Origin of the sequence: Pseudoalteromonas sp. SK18 (assembly GCF_001974855.1) — a bacterium.
Classification (GTDB): Bacteria; Pseudomonadota; Gammaproteobacteria; order Enterobacterales; family Alteromonadaceae; genus Pseudoalteromonas.
Genome location: NZ_MTQB01000003.1, coordinates 29,436 through 48,006, shown reverse-complemented (window position 1 = coordinate 48,006; position 18,571 = coordinate 29,436). Strand labels below are relative to the sequence as shown.

General features: G+C 39.8%; 15 protein-coding genes. 9 read left to right on the top strand and 6 right to left on the bottom strand.

Translation table 11 applies throughout. The features are described from left to right. Positions 1 to 40: 40 nt before the first annotated feature. The gene (locus tag BW139_RS03705; RefSeq protein WP_075170008.1) at positions 41 to 436 is read left to right on the top strand and encodes an STAS/SEC14 domain-containing protein; all 396 of its coding nucleotides are present in this window, start codon (positions 41 to 43) and stop codon (positions 434 to 436) included. Between the two features lie 44 nt (positions 437 to 480). Here the strand turns inward: BW139_RS03705 and BW139_RS03700 are convergent, their stop codons facing one another. From BW139_RS03700 to BW139_RS03690, 3 genes are all read right to left on the bottom strand, one after another. Further along, a complete protein-coding gene (locus BW139_RS03700; RefSeq protein WP_076918726.1) occupies positions 481 to 1,431 on the bottom strand; it encodes a carbohydrate kinase in 951 nt (316 codons plus the stop codon). Positions 1,432 to 1,547: 116 nt separating this feature from the next. After that, complete coding sequence (locus BW139_RS03695; RefSeq protein ID WP_076918725.1) at positions 1,548 to 3,941, bottom strand: TonB-dependent receptor; 2,394 nt, start codon at positions 3,939 to 3,941, stop codon at positions 1,548 to 1,550. Positions 3,942 to 4,108: 167 nt separating this feature from the next. Continuing rightward, positions 4,109 to 5,338, bottom strand: coding sequence for a sugar MFS transporter (locus tag BW139_RS03690; RefSeq protein ID WP_076918724.1), 1,230 nt, complete (start codon positions 5,336 to 5,338; stop codon positions 4,109 to 4,111). Positions 5,339 to 5,510: 172 nt separating this feature from the next. On the opposite strand from BW139_RS03690, the gene gtfA reads away from it, so the two are divergent. Then, on the top strand, positions 5,511 to 6,983 hold the full coding sequence (gene gtfA / locus BW139_RS03685; protein WP_076918723.1) for a sucrose phosphorylase: 1,473 nt from the start codon (positions 5,511 to 5,513) through the stop codon (positions 6,981 to 6,983). 74 nt (positions 6,984 to 7,057) lie between these two features. Here the strand turns inward: gtfA and BW139_RS03680 are convergent, their stop codons facing one another. Then, a complete protein-coding gene (locus BW139_RS03680; protein WP_076918722.1) occupies positions 7,058 to 8,089 on the bottom strand; it encodes a LacI family DNA-binding transcriptional regulator in 1,032 nt (343 codons plus the stop codon). Positions 8,090 to 8,170: 81 nt separating this feature from the next. After that, positions 8,171 to 9,064 (bottom strand): AraC family transcriptional regulator, encoded by an 894-nt coding sequence (locus BW139_RS03675; protein WP_076918721.1) that lies wholly within the window; start codon positions 9,062 to 9,064, stop codon positions 8,171 to 8,173. Positions 9,065 to 9,258: 194 nt separating this feature from the next. On the opposite strand from BW139_RS03675, the gene BW139_RS03670 reads away from it, so the two are divergent. The 7 genes from BW139_RS03670 to BW139_RS03640 all read left to right on the top strand — a co-directional run bounded on the left by BW139_RS03670 (position 9,259) and on the right by BW139_RS03640 (position 15,466). Further along, the gene (locus tag BW139_RS03670; protein ID WP_008108901.1) at positions 9,259 to 10,779 is read left to right on the top strand and encodes an aldehyde dehydrogenase family protein; all 1,521 of its coding nucleotides are present in this window, start codon (positions 9,259 to 9,261) and stop codon (positions 10,777 to 10,779) included. A 317-nt stretch (positions 10,780 to 11,096) separates the two neighbouring features. Beyond that, positions 11,097 to 11,702, top strand: a complete 606-nt coding sequence (locus tag BW139_RS03665; protein ID WP_076918720.1) for a DUF998 domain-containing protein — start codon at positions 11,097 to 11,099, stop codon at positions 11,700 to 11,702. 335 nt (positions 11,703 to 12,037) lie between these two features. After that, complete coding sequence (locus BW139_RS03660) at positions 12,038 to 12,391, top strand: hypothetical protein (protein WP_254844942.1); 354 nt, start codon at positions 12,038 to 12,040, stop codon at positions 12,389 to 12,391. A 57-nt stretch (positions 12,392 to 12,448) separates the two neighbouring features. Further along, entirely contained in the window at positions 12,449 to 12,802 is a 354-nt protein-coding gene (locus tag BW139_RS03655; protein WP_076918718.1) for a hypothetical protein, read from the top strand. A 163-nt stretch (positions 12,803 to 12,965) separates the two neighbouring features. Continuing rightward, on the top strand, positions 12,966 to 13,496 hold the full coding sequence (locus BW139_RS03650) for a GNAT family N-acetyltransferase (protein WP_076918717.1): 531 nt from the start codon (positions 12,966 to 12,968) through the stop codon (positions 13,494 to 13,496). A 61-nt stretch (positions 13,497 to 13,557) separates the two neighbouring features. Then, positions 13,558 to 13,815, top strand: a complete 258-nt coding sequence (locus tag BW139_RS03645; protein ID WP_076918716.1) for a hypothetical protein — start codon at positions 13,558 to 13,560, stop codon at positions 13,813 to 13,815. 178 nt (positions 13,816 to 13,993) lie between these two features. After that, positions 13,994 to 15,466 carry a S41 family peptidase gene (locus BW139_RS03640; protein WP_076918715.1) on the top strand — a complete coding sequence of 491 codons (1,473 nt, stop codon included), beginning with the start codon at positions 13,994 to 13,996 and terminating at the stop codon, positions 15,464 to 15,466. Positions 15,467 to 15,539: 73 nt separating this feature from the next. Here BW139_RS03640 and BW139_RS03635 read toward each other — a convergent pair whose 3' ends face one another. Beyond that, the gene (locus BW139_RS03635) at positions 15,540 to 18,533 is read right to left on the bottom strand and encodes a TonB-dependent receptor (protein WP_076918714.1); all 2,994 of its coding nucleotides are present in this window, start codon (positions 18,531 to 18,533) and stop codon (positions 15,540 to 15,542) included. Positions 18,534 to 18,571 lie beyond the last annotated feature (38 nt).

Here is an 18,571-nt window from a genome sequence, read left to right as displayed (position 1 = left end):
TTGCCTATAATTTAAGCTCTTTTCATTCAAGGGTTGAGTTATGGTTAATTTAACACATGGTTTGTCGATTGGTATTGAGCGCTCAGGCAATGAGTTTTTCTTAACACTTAAGGCAATTGGTACCTTAACTCACAAAGACTATGAAGTGATCACCCCGATGATCGATTCAGCGTTAGGCGAAGTTAAACATCCTATTGTTAATGTATTAATAGATGGCACCGAGTTAGATGGTTGGGAGCTTCGTGCTGCTTGGGACGATTTAAAACTTGGCTTAAAGCACAACAAAGAGTTTAAAAAAATAGCGATTTACGGCAATAAAGAGTGGCAATCTACCATAGCTAAGTTAGGCAGTTGGTTTATGTCGGGTGAAATACAATACTTTGAAAATGCTACTGCCGCTTTAGAATGGCTAAAAACCAGTAATTTAGACGCTTAGTAAAAAAAGGCCAACAGTGGCCTTTTTTTTGTAAGTACCTTAGTTTATTGCGAAAGTGTTTGCTGCGTGGGAAGCGCAGGAAAAGCGCCTTTAGCTAAGCATGCTTTTGAGCCACAGCGAAGACCAAAGTGAAGCGCTTTTTTTACTATTGACTCATCATTTAGCTTATCAGTAAGTGGCACTGCATTATCGCTGTGGTTTAAGTAGTACAGTACGCCAGCAATAAAAGCATCACCGGCGCTGGTGGTATCTACAGCGGTAATTGTTGGAGCTGCTTCACTGAGGGTAAAAGCGTTATGGTAAACAGTCGCTGGTGCTGGACCATCGGTTAAAAACACCAGCTTGACGCCTAATTCAAGCAGTGATTGTAAGTAGGCATCAGCTGATTGTTGGCGTTGCGTTGCTAAAAAATTTAACTCATCACGTGAGAGCTTAACAATATCGCAATACGCGTAGCATGCATGCACGTTTTGCTCAATGTCATTGCTATTTTGCCATAAACTGTAGCGTAAATTTACATCAAAGCTAACGATTTTTTGGTTGTTCTTAGCCTGCTTTAAAGCACACACAGTAGTTTTTGCTATAGCTGTATTGGTTAAGGTGTTTGAACAAAAGTGTAGGGTACTCAATTTATCCCAATTAATACGCTTTAAATGCTCATTCGTTAACAGTAAATCGGCTGTTTGATGACGATAAAAGTTAAAGCTGCGTTCGCCGCTTTCATCTAGGCTGACAATAACCATAGCTGTTTGCGCGCCTTCTATGGTAAATAAATACTCAGTATCTACGTTATATTGCTCAAGCGCATTAGTTAATTGTTTAGCAAAATAGTCATCTCCCATACCGCCACAAAACGCAGCTTTGCCGCCGAGCTTTGCGTAACCTACTGCCACATTAGCTGGAGCACCTCCTGGAATGGGCAAATAAGCACTGTTTTGAGAGTCTTGAGGCAGCATATCAATAAGCAGTTCACCAAGGCTAAGTAATTTGGTCATAGTGTAAATCCTAAAAAACCTAGCATGGCTAGGTCAAAATTCAAGGGAGAATTATTAAAACTAGTATAACAATCGCTTAACAAACATAGCTTCAGCGATTGTTACACTAAAGTTGGTTAGTTAAACGCGTATTTAAACGTCAATGACGTTGTACGGCCATTAATAGCACGTGCGCGTATAATGTTGTTATCAGGTATTGAGCCTTCTTCTGCTTCAGTAATACCTACCGTATCGAATAGGTTATTTACGTTTAACGCAATATTAAGATTTTCTGATAAATCGTAGCTTACAAAGCCATTTACTTGAGTGTAACCATCAAACTTAAGATCGTTATTATCTTGAGCATAGGCATCGGTAGTACCAATAAAGCTTAGGCCTGCAGAGCCTTTTTCATAAGTGTAACGTGCCATTAATGAGTAAATTAAATCAGCTTGGCGACGAGGCGTATTACCAACCACTTCAGGGGTAAGTGCATCTTTTGCAATTTCAGCGTCTGTCCACGTTAAATTACCACGAAAATCCCATGCATCAATAAAGTAGGTTGATTCAACCTCAATCCCTTTTGCTTCATATTCGCGGTCAAAAAAGGTTTGTGATGTCGCTTCAAAGTTTTGCTCTTCAGTTTGTGCATAAAATGCCGTGGCAAAAACTGACAGTGAATCAAAGCGCTTTTTAATACCAAACTCATACTGGTTTACTTCATCAACGGCATCTTCATCGGCTACTGAGCCATCGGCGCGAACTTTACCAAATAAAAGTCGGTCAGCATTGGCGCGACCGCCTTTACTCAATCGTGCAAACGTTGCAAGGCTTGAGTCAATTTGGTAATTGGCACCAATTGAATATGATGCGTAATCCCAGTCGTAATTAACAGGGCTGGCATTTGCAAGGTCAATACCTGCAACATTTTGTTCAGGAACAGATATCACACCGTCGCGATTCATATCAACGGTTGAGGTAACCGCGCCTGCATAGTTACCACGTGCTTCACCGCTGTCATAACGGGCACTAGCATCAATACTTACGTCACCCACCTTAGTTGAAAATGCAACATAGGGTGCACGAGTGTCATATTCTGTGTCGTAATCACGTTGACAACAGTTACCCCAAAAAGGCGTGCCATAAGCGTATAAGCCATTTTCAGAGAATTCAGTCCCATCGGCGGCTGTTACATTTAATAGCGCAGCGTTATCACCTTTAAGCTCCATTAGGTAGGAATTCCATAACCACGACATGGCAATATTTTGGGTTGACGCATAATAGCCAAAAGTAATGCTAGTATCATCGCTTAGCGATTTAGTCAGTTTGAAGTCGTTAACAATCGAGTCAAAGTCGTTCATGGTTACGTCAAACGTGTGAATGCGCATAGCTAAATCATCGTTAAATGCAGCACCAGTGGTTGCATTACTAAGCGTTGCACCCACACCACCAATACTTTGCGCTATAGCTGATGCATCACCAACTTCAGCGGGGATCAACGAATTAAAATTACCGCTTACAGATGATTTACGAAAACGGTTTTCAATACGCCAATCGTTGTCTAAATCAAATGCAGCCTCAAAACCGATTGAGTCAACTTGCGGATTCATACCATCGCGAATATCGCCATTGCTTATTTGATTTTCGCCGTTTAAGCGCACTGTTTTAGTAAATAATGCCGAATGTGGGGTATCTGATTGTGCGTCAAACCCAGGGATTGAGTCACCATTTGCATACATTGGCATAGGTAAGTAACCCACACTTTTATCATCTAAATGTTTGTAATAAAGGCGCACGTAACCATTTTCAAAATCTTTGGTTAGATTGGCTTTAATTTGCCCACCTTTATTTGAGGTATAGCCTGTTTCGCGCGGGCCTTCACCTTGACGCACAAAACCACCAACATGAAAGCGTACAGTGTCATTTAAATATGTGCCATATTCAAAGTCAGTTCGAATAGTATCGTAATCTAGACCAAGTGTAGTTGATACGCTGCCAGATTCGTTTTCGCCATTTTTTGAAATGAAATTAATTATGCCACCCGGTGCATTACTGGCTGCGGTAGAGGCTGAACCACCGCGAATAGATTCAATGGTTTGCACTGTATTATCTAAGCGCATAAAAATATCAGCATTACCAAATGCAATGTCGCCATATTGTAAAACAGGCAAGCCATCTTCTTGGAGCTGTAAAAATTTAGCACCACCAGAGGCAACTGGTAAACCACGTACTGCAATGTTGGCGTTACCTTCACCGCCGGTTGATTCTGAACGAACCCCGGGAATAATTCTAAATGCCTCTGCAGTAGAGCGAGGCGTAGACACCTCAACTTGCTCAAGCGACACACTGCTCACAGAAGAACTTGACGCCATTATCGTTGTACGACGGGGTACACCGGTAACAACAATTGTTTCTAGTCCTTTGTTGGCTTGCGCTTGTGTATTTTGCTCTTGTTGTTGTGCATTAACGCCTTGGCTAACGGCGAGCGCTAAAGCACTGATCAGATATAAAGGTGTGTTGTGTGTTGTCATGTGAACGCCTCGTTTTAAACCCGAAGGAAAGTTGTTATTTTTACTTAATCGATTAAGTAAAAATAACAAAGTTTTTACAATAAGCAAATTGTTTTGTTAATTATTTGCTGTTTTTTTATTCAAGCATTGATTTTTATAATGTTTTTTATAGCATTAGCGTTGTTTGTTTATTCAGCGACTAAGTTACTTTGCTCTAATGCAGTTGCTGATGGGTCACGGAAGTAATTAAATAACATAGCCAAAAATAATATGACTGCAAAACCCGTTGCTAAATAAAACCCGTAGCGCACGTGTCCAAAGTAATCGCTGATCATACCCATAAATAAAGGTGCTAAGGCGGCTGACAGTGCAGTAAAAAATAATATAACACCGGCTACTGCACCGTGTTGATGCACAGGAAAACACGATATTCCTTTAGAATTTAAAGTAGGGTAAACCATCGACATAAATAAACCTGAAAGAGGTAATAAAGCCACTGCCCAGTTAACGCCGCCATAAAGAGTGCCAACGTAACACAGCGCAATGCCAAAGCTTAAGTAAGCCATAACCCCTTGCCAACTAAACCTATTAAGTAACCATACCGCAATAAAACGCCCTGCAGCACGCAACACAAAAAAGATTGTTAGTGCGTAAGTGGCGAGCAGCGGCCATGAGCCGGTGTAATCTTTTAGTAGGGTAGGCATCCACACGTATATGGCGACTTCGGTGGCAACATATAAAGCAATTGCAAGAGAAAAACCCAGTGCATAAGGGTTTTTAACCATTTTCATGGTCGTTTTTAGTGAGGCTGGTTTGCCTGTACTTTTTACTACCGCAGGATAATCGGCACGCCAAGCAAGCAATGCCAAAATTAAACACATAATGCCAGCAATAATATAAAGGTAAGTCCAACTTACATTTTGAACCAGCAGCACGCCAACTAAAGCAGGGCCAACAATAGCACCAATGCCAAAAAAACCTTCTACTTTATTCATGGTTTTGGTGTGTTCTTCGTTGCTATTAGAAATATCGCCTAAAAGCGCCAGTGCACCGGTTTTAAATAAACCAATGGCAAGGCCAATACAGCACAGTAAAAAAACAAAAAATATAAAGCTGCTGCTAATAGCAAACAAAAAACAACTTGCAGAGAATATTAATAAACCAAGCATAATCGTTTTTTTACGGCCAAGGCTATCGGCTAAAAAGCCTAGAAATAATCCACTTATTGCAATCATGGCCATAGGCGCATAATGAAACGCACTGGCTTGGGTCATGCTTAAACCAAAATCGCTTATGAGTTCGGGAATAATCATGCCAACGGCGTCAGAGGTCATGGCAAACATAAAAAACATCATGTATGTGAGCCAACGAATTTGTTGCAACGGATCGCTGCTTACGTGTGTGTGTGATTTTGTCATTTGCTTTTCCTCGTTAAATGCTTGGTAACACACATTAAGTTGTCAGTAACTTATTGTAGTATTAATCGAGCCACGATATTTGTATGTAAAATATTTAAAAATTACTTGTAAATTCTTACTTGCTAGTTAAAGATATATCTTAATCGATTAAGTTTCAACTTGGTAATCACACATGATGAAGAATAAAGTTCAATTGATCACATACGCTGATCGAATCACCGGTAAAGATATAAACGCATTAACAGCACTTCTAAAGGGTCCACTTAAAGACGTTTTTGCAGGGGTACACTTATTACCATTTTATAACCCAATAGATGGTAGCGATGCAGGTTTTGACCCAATTGATCATAGTGAAGTTGATGCCCGAATAGGAACTTGGTCAGATATTCAAGCACTTGGAAAAGATCATGATTTAATGGCCGACTTAATAGTAAACCATGTATCGGCGCAATCGTTTCAATTTCAAGATGTGCTTGCCAAAGGCAAAGGGTCTGAATTTTGGGATTTATTTTTAACTAAAGAAGATGTATTCCCTAATGGTATGAGTGACCAAGAACAACAAGCCATTTACCGTCCGCGTCCTGGAAGCTGTTTTACACCAATGAAATGCGGTGATGGTCAAACGTATGATTTTTGGACTACCTTTACCGACAATCAAATTGATATAAACGTAAAAGTAGAAGCTGGTATTGCTTATTTAAATAACGTACTTACTAAATTTTCTGCTAACAACGTAAACATTATTCGTTTAGATGCAGCGGGTTACGCCATTAAGCAAGCAGGTACAAACTGTTTTATGCTGGATGAAACCTTTGCTTATTTAGATAAACTCTCAAAGCAGGCAAATGATTTAGGCATGGAGACCATTGCTGAAATTCATAGTCATTATCAAACTCAAGTTGCCGTAGCTAAGCGCGTAAACATGGTGTACGACTTTGCCCTGCCTCCGCTTATTTTACATAGCTTATTTAATAATGACGTAGACGCACTGCTTAAGTGGTTACAAATTTCACCGCGTAATTGTTTAACGGTACTAGACACCCATGATGGCATTGGCATTATTGATGCGGGTCCAATGGGCGATAAGCCAGGGCTGTTAAACGCATCTCAAATAGATAACCTAGTAGAAACCATGCATGCCAATAGCAATAACCAGAGCCGTAAAGCAACAGGTGCTGCTGCAAGTAACGTCGACCTCTATCAAGTTAACTGTACGTATTACGATGCATTGGGCGCAAATGATTTTGATTACTTGTTATCTCGCGCCATTCAATTTTTTGCACCGGGTGTACCACAAGTGTATTACGGTGGTTTATTTGCTTGCAAAAATGATATGGAGCTTTTGGCGAGCACGAACGTTGGTCGTGATATTAATCGCCCTTATTTAGATGCCGCTAAAATAGATGAAGCGCTAAATAAGCCGGTAGTAAAAGGGTTAATAGCGTTAATTAATATACGTAATGAGCATCCTGCATTTGCTGGTGAATTTACTGCTCAAGGTGGCGGGAGTGTATGTTGTTTAATGTGGAAGCTTGAGCAACAATCAATTTCTCTAAGCGTTGACTTTGCTAGCCGTACTGCACTTATTACGCAGGTTAATGGCGCTCAAGAAGACACTTTAAACTTACAAAGCTTATTAGTTTAAATAGCTTTATTTGTTGAAAAGCAAAAAGCCAAGCAATTTAAGCTTGGCTTTTTTATCTGCGTTACTAACAGCGCTCAGCTACTTGCACCAATATTTAGTGTATAACCTACTTCGTGTTGTTTTTCTTCTTTAGAAATAAATAAGTTTGCGGCTATAACGCCCTTTTCTTGGCTATTTTGATGAATCGTTGTAAGGCGAGGCACAAAACGGGCGGCTTCTTCTATGCCATCAAATCCAACAATACGTAATTGTTCTGGTATTTTTATGTCTTGTTTTATGGCTTCTCGCATGGTGGCGAGTGCTATTAAATCACTCATACATATAATCACATCAGGACGTGGAGAGGCGTTTAATACTTCTTTTGCGGCTATGCTGGCAAAGCGTTCGCTACTTTCAGGAATATTCCAAATGCGGTCGTCGGCTACCGTTACATTCGCTTCATTTAACGCACGCTGATAACCCCGTAAGCGTTGGTGAGAAATAGATTGACCCGTTTCAAACTCATGATGTTCGTATACTCGGCACAATACATTTTCATCGAGTAATCTCAAGCCTAATATTGCCACATTATCAGTTTTACTGTGCAGAACATGTTTGGCTATTTCGTAACTGGCTTGTTCGTTGTTTATATTAATTGAGGCGTTGCGGGCAATATCAAAATCCACAGTGACCACATGTTTTTGTACTGTTTTTAGTTGCTCTACTAGTGCTTTATTGCGCGGGCGTCCATAACAAATAAAGCCATCAACAAAATCAACAACATTATTAAGGTTGTCGCTATTGCCTGAAAACAATAAAACATTAATGCCGTTTTTTTCAAGCACTGAGGTTACACCACGCATAAAGCTACTCGCGACAGGGTCTGATACCATATATTCCACGCTATCTGGCAGCACTAAAGCAACAATATTAAATGTGCCACTTCGCAAAGATTGCGCCGCTTTATTAGGGCCATAATAACCGAGCTCTTTACAAGCTTTAAGTATGGCTTCGCGGCGTTTAGCAGAGAGTTGATCAGGGCGATTAAACGCATTTGATACCGTAGCATTAGACACACCTAATTCTTTGGCAATACTCTTTAATGTCCAGCGGGTGGGTTTACTCATCGGCGACTCTTAACTACTTAGCAGGGAATTAGTAAATTAACATATTAGGCTGTTTAATATAACAAAAACTGTTGTGTTGCGTTAATGTCGACACGCTTTAGGGGCAATACCAAAGGTTTGCTTAAACAAGCGGCTAAAATGGCTGGCGCTATTAAAACCAAGGTCATAGCACACTTTACTTATAGCTTGGCCTTCTAATAAAAGCGTACGGGCTTTTTTAAGCCTAAGTTGTTGCTGCCAAAGCGCAGGGCTTGTACCAAAAGCAAGTTTAAATTGCTGGTAAAACTTACTACGGCTCATACAGGTTATTTTGCACAAGGTGTCTATGTCGAGTGAGTCATTTAAATGCTCTTCGATATAATGCAGTGCATCACTCACGTTACTTTTTAGGCGCAGTTTATCGCAGTTTGCCAGTAATAAATCACGGCTTTGTTGTTGCAGTAAACGGGTGACCAACTCGTTTAACGATAAATCAATTAAGTAGTGCCGCTCAGCGCCTTGCTCACTAAATAAATGCACCATGCGCTCTAATAACTGCTGTGTTTGCGTATTATGTTGGGTGTGCACTAAATTAGGGCTGTATTCAAACAAGGTATCACTAGCAAAGCTTTGCTGCATATTAAGCGCACTAGCCACATTACTTATTTTATCGGTGCTAATTTCAATCGCTAAACAGGTTGTAGGTGAGTTGATAGTTGCCTGTGGAAAATCAATCAGCACCCCTTGCTCAGGCGCTAACACAAACGATTCGTGGGGCAAAAACGCTTTATGATACTGACTACTCTCAACATGCATAATTTTCTTGCCACTGAGCATGGCACAAAACAGTAATTCGTTTGAATGCAGCGCCACTTTTTGCGCACTTTTATAAGTATCGTAAATACTCAGTTCGGAGTTATCGGCAGCAAAGCTCACTTTGTTTTCAATAAGCACATCAAGTTGTTGGCGTTTTTTATTTAACTGCGACGAATACATAATCAGCCTTTTTAATGATTAAATCGTTTGGACTCACAGGCAATTTTTTTGGACTGCTAATCAAGTTTTTAAGCGCTTAATAGTCTAATGTCAATCAATACCGATTAAATATAAAGCAACTTGCTACATTACTCTAACAAGTTGCTGATATTTCGGCTTAGACTTTTAGCTAACAACAACAAGAGAACACACATATGATTTACGCAAATCCAGGCTCAGCAGATGCACTCATCACATTTAAACAGCAGTATGGTAACTATATTGGCGGCGAATGGGTTGAACCCGTTAATGGCCAATACTTTGAGAATATTAGCCCTGTAAATGGCAAAGTGTTTTGTAAAATTCCTCGCTCTGATAAAGACGATATTAATTTAGCACTTGATAAAGCGCATGCCGTAAAAACGCAGTGGGGCACCACCTCAGTTACCGAGCGTAGCAATATTTTATTAAAAATTGCCGATCGCATTGAACAAAACCTAGAGCTACTCGCAGTGGCCGAAACATGGGATAACGGTAAAGCAATTCGCGAAACCCTCGCGGCGGATATTCCACTTGCTGCGGATCACTTTCGTTACTTTGCCGGTTGCTTGCGTGCTCAAGAGGGCAGCATTGGTGAGATAGACGAAACCACGGTGGCGTATCATTTTCATGAGCCATTAGGGGTTGTAGGGCAAATCATTCCGTGGAACTTTCCAATTTTAATGGCTGCATGGAAACTAGCGCCTGCACTTGCAGCAGGTAACTGTGTGGTACTTAAACCTGCTGAGCAAACACCCGCATCAATATTAGTGTTAATGGAAATTATTGGTGATTTACTGCCCGGCGGCGTGCTAAACGTAGTAAATGGCTTTGGTAAAGAAGCTGGCGAAGCACTGGCAACCAATACGCGTATAGCTAAAATTGCCTTTACAGGCTCAACCCCTGTGGGCTCACATATTTTAAAATGTGCAGCCGATAACATTATTCCTTCAACGGTAGAGCTTGGCGGGAAATCACCTAATATCTTCTTTAGCGATGTTATGGAAAAAGACGACTCGTACCTAGATAAAGCAATTGAGGGAGCTATTCTTGCCTACTTTAACCAAGGTGAAGTATGTACTTGTCCATCACGCTTGTTCATTCAAGAAGACATTTATGAGCAATTTATAGAACGTATTTTACAACGTACTAAGCAAATTAAACGCGGTAACCCGCTAGACAGCGAAACCATGGTAGGCGCGCAAGCCTCTAAAGCACAGTTTGATAAGATTTTAAGTTACATTGATATTGGCAAACAAGAGGGGGCTGAAGTACTTAGTGGTGGCCATGTTGAGCAACTTAGCGATGAGCTAAATGGTGGCTATTACATTCAACCTACTTTATTAAAAGGCACTAACGATATGCGCGTGTTCCAAGAAGAAATTTTTGGCCCCGTTATTTCAATGTCGACCTTTAAAGATGAAGCCGAAGCACTCGAATTGGCTAACAGCTCTGAATTTGGTTTAGGCGCAGGGGTATGGAGCCGTAATATGAACCGCGCTTATCACTTTGGTCGCAAAATAGAAGCCGGCCGTGTATGGACCAACTGTTACCATATGTACCCAGCACACGCTGCGTTTGGCGGTTATAAAAAGTCTGGTATAGGTCGCGAAACGCACAAACTCGCGCTCGATCATTACCAACAAACTAAAAACTTATTAGTAAGTTACAGTGAAGATCCGCTTGGCTTCTTTTAATAACGCGTTTTAGTTTAAACAAACAATCTATAAGTAATGAAAGCGCTGCATTGTTGTAGCGCTTTGTTTTTTTTAAAACTAATACTGATAGCATTTGATTAGTGGTTAATTATAATAATAAAGAAATGATTTATTAATGAGGCGAAATAAAACCTCAGTGAATCATGCACAAAGAGGGTAAAGAGACGCTGATCTTTTAGAGATAGTAATAAACAATTAGTCACTTTGGTCATGGTTTTGGCGGCTCATTTTATTCTCATTCACTTCTCTGTGTTCAAAAAGGCTTTAGTAAACTAATCACAAAAAGGATTATGGTGATGTTTGAAACGATTGCGATTTATTCAGGGTTAATAGCCACATTATGGATATTTATTGGCGTTTATGTAGCAAGTCGATTTTATGAAGGTTACAGCCATTCTAAACAATTTTGTAGTGAATTAGGTGCAACAGGAAGCCCAACTGAAAAACTGTCGCCCTTAATTAATAACTATCCTTTAGGTCTTCTATTTTGCTTTTTTGGCGGGTATTTGGCGCAATTGGCTAATGTTTCTATATTGGTTAATATTGCTGGTTGGTTAGTTATAGTGCATGGTATTGGTACCTGGGTTGCGGGTTATTTTCCTATGGATGCTGACCCATTTACTAAACATCCAACTTTTAGCTGCAAGGTACATTCTTGGGCTGGTTTTATTATGTTACTTTCGCTGGTTGTAGCACCAATATTAATAGCGATTAGTCCAACCACAGAAGTTATCTCTCTATACTTTCGTGTTTTTTCAATTGTTTCTGTTATCGCTACAGTTTATTATCTGTTTGCTATGGCTAAAGCAATAAAACTACAAAGTAAACCTGGTACCTATCAACGTATCTCTTATGGTATTCAATTAAGTTGGTTAAGTGTTTTTTCAATAGTGTTAACGTAGTTTTAAACTAATCATTAACGCCTATGATTTATTTCAGCGTTAAGCTCGTCAATCTAAAAAATACATCAGCTTTGTGCTGATTTTATCTTATTATTTGGCGTCATAACTCAAAGAAGACTCATGAATATAAACTTCAATAAATTCCGTTTTATTTTACTAAGAGGCTTTTTAGTAGGAATATTATTTGAACGTTTTATGTGGTATTCGAAACATAAAAAGAAATAAATAACTCAGCTTATTAGCAAGGAAGTCATACATTGAAGTACCTAATATTAATCCTCTGTTTATTTTTGAGCGCATGTAGCTCTTCACTCAGTACTAATCTAAACGATGCAATGAACTTAATTGTATTAACCGAATCAAATGCGCCTAATGCCGTAGAGGGGTCTTTTAAATTTAAAATTAAAGCCTCGGGCGAAAAAAGAGGTGAGGTTTTCCTAAACACAGAATTAGATTACAGAGACCGAAGATCAATTACAGTGACTATTGCACCAGGTGTGGCGTCTGCATTACTAGAAAAGTATGGTGCAACACCTGAAACTTTTTTTGTTAATAAAACAGTTGCAGTGACTGGTGAAGCTAAAAGAGTAAAAATATATTTTATTTCAAACGGCATGTTAACAAATAAATATTATTTTCAAACTCATATTAATGTACCGTCAATCGATAACATTACGGTTGTTGGTTAAGTTTTTATAAAAAAATGCTGCTCATTGTTTGGAGCCGCATTAACTAATAGGATAATGATGAAAACAGTCGTACTTATTTTATCTACTTTATTAATTTTTGGTTGCTCGGATGAAGTTACTACTCAGTACGCAACTTACACCGATGCACAAAAAGATAGCTTATTTGAAAGAGGTTGGCTGCCTGATATTTTACCCGAATCAACCAAGCATATTAAGGTAGTTAATGACTTAGATACTAATAGTTCTCAGGGAAGTTTTATAATTGAAGGTTCTGAAGTCGGTCTATTTTTAGAAAATATTAAACCAGCAGACAATGTAAATCAGTTCAACTTTTCCAAAGGGCATAGTAAATGGAGCTTTACTCTAAAAGAAGATGGCTTAGTTTTATATCGTTTAGAGCAGCTGAATTAATCAATTTAAAGGTAATGAATAGCTGCTTTGTGATTTTTACTATTTAATCGTATTCACAACGAATATAATTTACAGGCCAAAATTAAACAACTGAACACCGATATTAATCGCTTATTTTCGGGCTTTTTTAAAAGCTTATAGCAATGATTACAAGGAGGTTTGAGTGAAAATTTGTGAAACCCAAAGGTTAGTTATCCGGCCATTTTCAACTGATGATGTGCCGGCATTAAGTAAAATTCTTAGTGACGATGAGGTGATGAGATACTCAATTCGTGGTGTGTGCGATGAAGCTGCAACTGGTGAGTTTATAAAGTGGTGTATACAATGTTACGATTCATATGGTTTGGGGCCATGGGCATTAATAGATAAAAGCAGCGATTTATTGATTGGATTTTGTGGTATTTCCCCACAAAGTATCGCGGGTAACGAAGAGCCTAATTTAGGATATCGATTAGCGGTCGAGTTTTGGAATAAAGGGTTAGCATGCGAAGCGGCTAAAGGTGTTTTAAAGTATGTGTTTGCGCAAACTACTCATCAATCCGTCGTTGTTATTATTGAACCTGAGCATATTGCGTCATTAAAAGTAGCAAAGAAAATTGGCTTTACAGACTACAGTAATCATGAATTTCACGGTCGTGCCGTACAGTTATACCGATTAACTAAGGCGCAGTGGAGTAACTCATTTTTTAAATAATGCTATGTAGGTAGTAAAGCTCAAAATAGTTAACGTTTATTTGTCAAAAAGGAAATTTTTAATGCATATAGATTCTCATCTAGTACAACTTGAAAAAAACAACCGAAAGTTATTTAGTGCATCTCATTATTTGGGACTTACGTTAGCGATGGCTGTAATTGTTTTATTGTTAATGTTTTATTTCAGCCCATTGATAGGGCTTGCTTGCTCAGGTTTTGCTGCCTTCTTTTTAAACTTTTTCTATTCACAGTATACCTTTAGAAAACTCAACGCCCGCATAACACTACTGCAAACCAAAATTGAACAAACCTCTAAGTAAGCTGTTGCTCTAAATTTAAAGCCTGTTGATTTTAAATCTTGCTCATTGCTAGCTGCTTTTAATGTTGCTAAGTTACTGCTGTAAAAATAATTTGCTAATATCTATTTGATTTAATGTATTTTTAGTTCTACCAAATGAGTTTACAGTAATTATATAGCCTAATTTAAAATGGATTTTCATGAACATAAAAACAAAAATAGTTAGCCGTACTTTATTGAGCGCTTTATTGATTACGCCTACCTTCAGCATGGCCAAATTATCGGCTTCTCCTCAAACCCCAGAGCAATGGCGCAGTGTTACTGAGCGTGATATTGAAGCTGCTTACAGCATATCGGCAAAAAATCACCCTGGCATGTTTGATGTTAACAACCCAGCCTTTCCTGAGCTATTAAAGCAAGCAAAAGCAGAAGCATTTGCACTGTCTGCTAAAGCGAGCGGGCCACAGGTTCATGTTGCGGCAATAGCGCGTTTTAGTACTGTGCTACAAGATGGTCATGCTGGTGTGTTTTCATGTGTTGAACGACCTGCTCGTCGCTGGCCTGGTTTTCGTGCAGTTTGGCGGGGTGATGCACTAAAAGTGTATTACAGTGAAACAGATAATATAAATAAAGGCGACGTGATAACTGGTTGCGATGGGCAAAGTACAGAGACGTTAATGCGACAAAGAGTGTTTAAGTTTCATGGACAGGTTACACAGCCTGGGCATTGGTGGCAGCAAGGTTGGCGGTTACTTGTTGATGAGGGCAACCCATTTTTAACACCTCTAAAAGAATGTCAATTTGTTAAAGCCAATGGACAATCCTACAGTAAAGCCCTTGATTGGTCTGTTCAGCCACAGAGCGTAACTAAGCATTTAACACATGCCTATAATGGGGATGAGCTTGCAACCGACTTAACATGGCCTGCGCAAAACATAGCGTGGATTGCTATGCCTAGTTTTGCAAATAACGATAAGCAAACTAAGGATTACAATAACCTGTATAAAAAAGTGACTGTTCAACGTTCTAAGTTACTCAGTGCAAAAACGGTGGTTTTAGATCTTCGTCATAACCAAGGTGGCTCGTCGTATTGGAGCTTAACGCTTGCAAAAGCGCTGTGGGGTGAGCAAGTTGTTGAACAAAAAATGGATAGCTACTCACAAAATAGCCGGGTTTGGTGGAGAGCGTCAAAAGACAATACTAACTATGTAAAATCGTTAATTGATGTGGTAAAAGATCAACCTGAAGTTCATGAATTGATTAAAGAAATAGCAGCAGGTATGGTGCAGTCACTTGAAAACAATAAGCCATTTTACATCGAAGAAAAGCAAAGTAAATCAAACCTAAGCGAAAGTACGGTACCAGTGAGTGACTTTAAAACACAGGTTCTTGTTATTGTACCGCCACAGTGTGCAAGTGCGTGTCTTGATGCCATTGATGTATTTAAGCAATTTACAAATACTCAGTTATTTGGCGCGCCAAGTAGTGCTGACTCATTGTATATGGATGTTCGATTAGCCGAGTTACCCTCAGGGTTAGGTAAAGTGATTATCCCTAATAAAGTGTATGTTAATAGAGCAAGAGGAAAGGGTGATTACTACAACCCCGATATTGCCTATAACGATATTGATTGGACAACCGACAAGTTATTAGAAAAAGTTAAACATTTATGAAAAAAGCCGCTCAATGAGCGGCTTTGACTTTTCAATTATAGGGGTTAATCAAAAACTGTGTTTAGGCAATGTATTAATTGCCCATAGAGTATCTAACGCCAAAGGCATAACGAGGGCCGTATTGAGCCGCGCTTAAGAATTGACTTTCGAAGCGGCTAAATGAACGCTCGGTTTCGTTAGTTAAGTTCACACCTTCAAAGAATACCGTTGTGCTTTCGTTAACTTCGTAGTTAACACTAATATCCCACTGCAAGTACTCTTCAGCATATTGTGGCGGCGCTGAAGCACCTGAATCAGGTAAACCTTGCGCAATTAAGTACTCATCACGCCATGCACCGGTAATTTTTACCGATAAGCCATCTTTTTCATAGAAGCCTTGTAGGTTTGCAGAGTCACTTAAACCAGCTAATACCGCTTGAGAGGCAAGGTAATAGTTATCGTACTCTACATCGCCATCAACAACGGTGGCATTAAAGCCCGCACCAAAGCCTGAGTCACCAAACAAGTGTTGAACAGCAAACTCCATTCCGTTTACTTTACGTGAACCCACATTCTCAGGTGAATTAATCGTCCATTCAATCAGCGGATCGGTTGCTGGGTCTGGTAATATACGGTTGTTTTCACCAATGCCTACGCCATTAGCTACAATTTCATTGTAAATTGCAGTGTCAGTTGCTTGATCGCCACGGCCTTCTATGGCGGCTACTGCGTTGTTCCAACGCTGACCTAAATACACATCATGTAAACCTTCGAAGGTGGTTTTAACCTGGGTGTTGTCAATCCAGTTATCCACGTCTTTCCAGAATAAACCAACTGCAGCGTAACTGCCTTCGCTGTAATAGTACTCAAGACTTAAGTCAAAGTTTGTTGACTTAAATGGTTCTAGGTTTGGATTACCACGGCTACCACTTCTTGAGTTTAATTTAGGAGATGGAGTTAAAGCTAAGTTACCTAACATATCGCCAAGAGTTGGTCTGGTGATTGTTTGACCCCATGATGCGCGGGTTACTAAGTCATCAGTAAGATCCACTTTAATATCAATCATAGGCAGTAGTAAGTCGTACTGACCTTCATAGTCTACTTCAACTAATTCGCCACCAGCGGCAAATTGAGTTAACCACTCTGCACCGCCAGCCCAATAAACTTGTTCAGCTACCCGGCTTTTAGCTGGGCTGACGATATCGGTTTCTTCATAACGAAGACCTAAATTAACAAAAACTTCGTAGTCGCTAACGTCAAATACCCAGTTGCTAGAGAGATACACACTAATGGTTTCTTCTTCAACTTCGTTAGTTGGGAAGCGGTCAAAGCTACCAATGCGGTAGTAGTCACTGCCAATAACGTCTTCGGTTAAATAAGCACTTTGACGAGCAAATGCTTCATCAAGGTCATAAGTATAAGCATAACCTGGCGCTACGCCGTTAGGGCCAAATGAAAACTCGTCAAGGAATCCACTTAAATCAACTCTTTCGAACATCGCATCCGGGAAAATTTCAGCGAATGTACCGTTGTTAAAGCCAGGTGCATTGGCATTATTAGAACCACCCCAACCACTAAGTGTTTGTTTGGTATAAGCTGCGCCAAATTTTACAGTTTCAAGGCCAATATCTGTGTAAGTAAATAATTTACCATCTAATTGAACTTGAGATACTTCTGACTCACCCGGCGTTCGAGTGAAAATGCTAAAGTTAGAGCCAATTTGATTAGGATTCACTTCTTGTGTGCCGTTGTTCCAATTTATATTGAAACCGGGCACATCGCCTTCGCGGAAAAAGTATTCTTTAGTCGAGAGATCGGCTGAGCCCAAAATAATACGGGCATTAGAGTTTAAGCCTGGATCTTTACCGTTATCTGTAGTGGTTTTTGAAGTATGCGCATCAAAATTAAAACTTAGGTTTTCTGTTGCTAACCACTCAACATTAATACCGGTTGCTTTTGAGTCTACTTCTGAAGTTTCACGAAAAGCTGTGAATGACGCGTCATCACCTGCTGAATTATAATAAATAGCGGTGCCGTTTTCATCTAGCTCATAGGCATTACCATTGCCGCCAAATGAGCCGTTCCAAATACCCCACGATAACGAATTATTACCTGTTGTAGCATTTGATATCGTGTGGTCTAAGGTAAACGTTAAGTTGTCTGTTGGTGCAAACTGAAAAGTGGCTTGAGCATTTAAACGTTCACGCTGAATGTCATCTTTTGCAAAGCTGACTTCTTGCGGGAAGAAGGCTGCTGATACATATTCACCACTCTCCCCAGCATTAGGATCAAAAAACTGTTTAGCTGGATTGCCATCGGCATCCATTGGGCGGTTGTCGATTATGTTTTCAGCATCCACTGATAAATCAGGATTGACTAACCAAGAGCGAACATTTGCAGCTTGGCGCTGAAAATCACGACGGTGGTATGAAAAGTTTGCTGAAAAACCAAACATTTCGTCTGCGAAAGTATTACTGTAAATACCTGCTATTTCAGGAGTAACTTTATCACCTTCTTCTACTGAGGTGTCGTGTATGCCTTTTGCCATTACAGAAAAACGTTGACCCGGCTTTTGCAGCGGTTTAGCAGTAACAATATTAACCGTTGCGCCTAAACCACCCGTAGGGGTGTCGGCACGGGCTGTTTTCATAACTTCTAATGAACTAACACCTTCAGATGATAAGTTTTCAAAGTTAAATGAGCGGGTAAAACCGGTGCCTGCCATTTGACGGCCGTTAAGTGTTACAAGGTTAAATGATGGGCCAAAACCACGTACGGTAATTTGGCTACCTTCACCGTTTGAACGACTCACCGATACGCCGGTTATACGCTGTAGTGATTCTGCTAAGTTAGTATCTGGGAATTTACCCATTTCTTCAGCAGAAATGGCATCAACCACGCCTGATGCATCGCGTTTTACATCCATTGAACGAATGAGTGAGCCACGAATACCTTTTACTTCAATAACTTCTAGTTCAGGTTCGGCAGTATTTTCTTGCGCTGCGTATGCGAAGTTAAATGTGCTTGCAGCGATGATAAGTGACACAGAAGCCGCTAGTGGGCTTTTTTTAAACTTATTTGTGTTCATAATTGCTCTGCTTTTACTTAATTTTTTACGGTAAGTAG

Bases quoted from the DNA above. Each gene is read 5' to 3' on its own strand.
- BW139_RS03655 (WP_076918718.1), top strand. From the start codon at position 12,449: ATGAAAACAGTCGTACTTATTTTATCTACTTTATTAATTTTTGGTTGC.
- gtfA (WP_076918723.1), top strand. From the start codon at position 5,511: ATGATGAAGAATAAAGTTCAATTGATCACATACGCTGATCGAATCACC.
- BW139_RS03635 (WP_076918714.1), bottom strand. From the start codon at position 18,533: ATGAACACAAATAAGTTTAAAAAAAGCCCACTAGCGGCTTCTGTGTCA.
- BW139_RS03705 (WP_075170008.1), top strand. From the start codon at position 41: ATGGTTAATTTAACACATGGTTTGTCGATTGGTATTGAGCGCTCAGGC.
- BW139_RS03690 (WP_076918724.1), bottom strand. From the start codon at position 5,338: ATGACAAAATCACACACACACGTAAGCAGCGATCCGTTGCAACAAATT.
- BW139_RS03670 (WP_008108901.1), top strand. From the start codon at position 9,259: ATGATTTACGCAAATCCAGGCTCAGCAGATGCACTCATCACATTTAAA.
- BW139_RS03640 (WP_076918715.1), top strand. From the start codon at position 13,994: ATGAACATAAAAACAAAAATAGTTAGCCGTACTTTATTGAGCGCTTTA.
- BW139_RS03700 (WP_076918726.1), bottom strand. From the start codon at position 1,431: ATGACCAAATTACTTAGCCTTGGTGAACTGCTTATTGATATGCTGCCT.
- BW139_RS03660 (WP_254844942.1), top strand. From the start codon at position 12,038: ATGAACTTAATTGTATTAACCGAATCAAATGCGCCTAATGCCGTAGAG.
- BW139_RS03675 (WP_076918721.1), bottom strand. From the start codon at position 9,064: ATGTATTCGTCGCAGTTAAATAAAAAACGCCAACAACTTGATGTGCTT.
- BW139_RS03665 (WP_076918720.1), top strand. From the start codon at position 11,097: ATGTTTGAAACGATTGCGATTTATTCAGGGTTAATAGCCACATTATGG.
- BW139_RS03680 (WP_076918722.1), bottom strand. From the start codon at position 8,089: ATGAGTAAACCCACCCGCTGGACATTAAAGAGTATTGCCAAAGAATTA.
- BW139_RS03695 (WP_076918725.1), bottom strand. From the start codon at position 3,941: ATGACAACACACAACACACCTTTATATCTGATCAGTGCTTTAGCGCTC.
- BW139_RS03645 (WP_076918716.1), top strand. From the start codon at position 13,558: ATGCATATAGATTCTCATCTAGTACAACTTGAAAAAAACAACCGAAAG.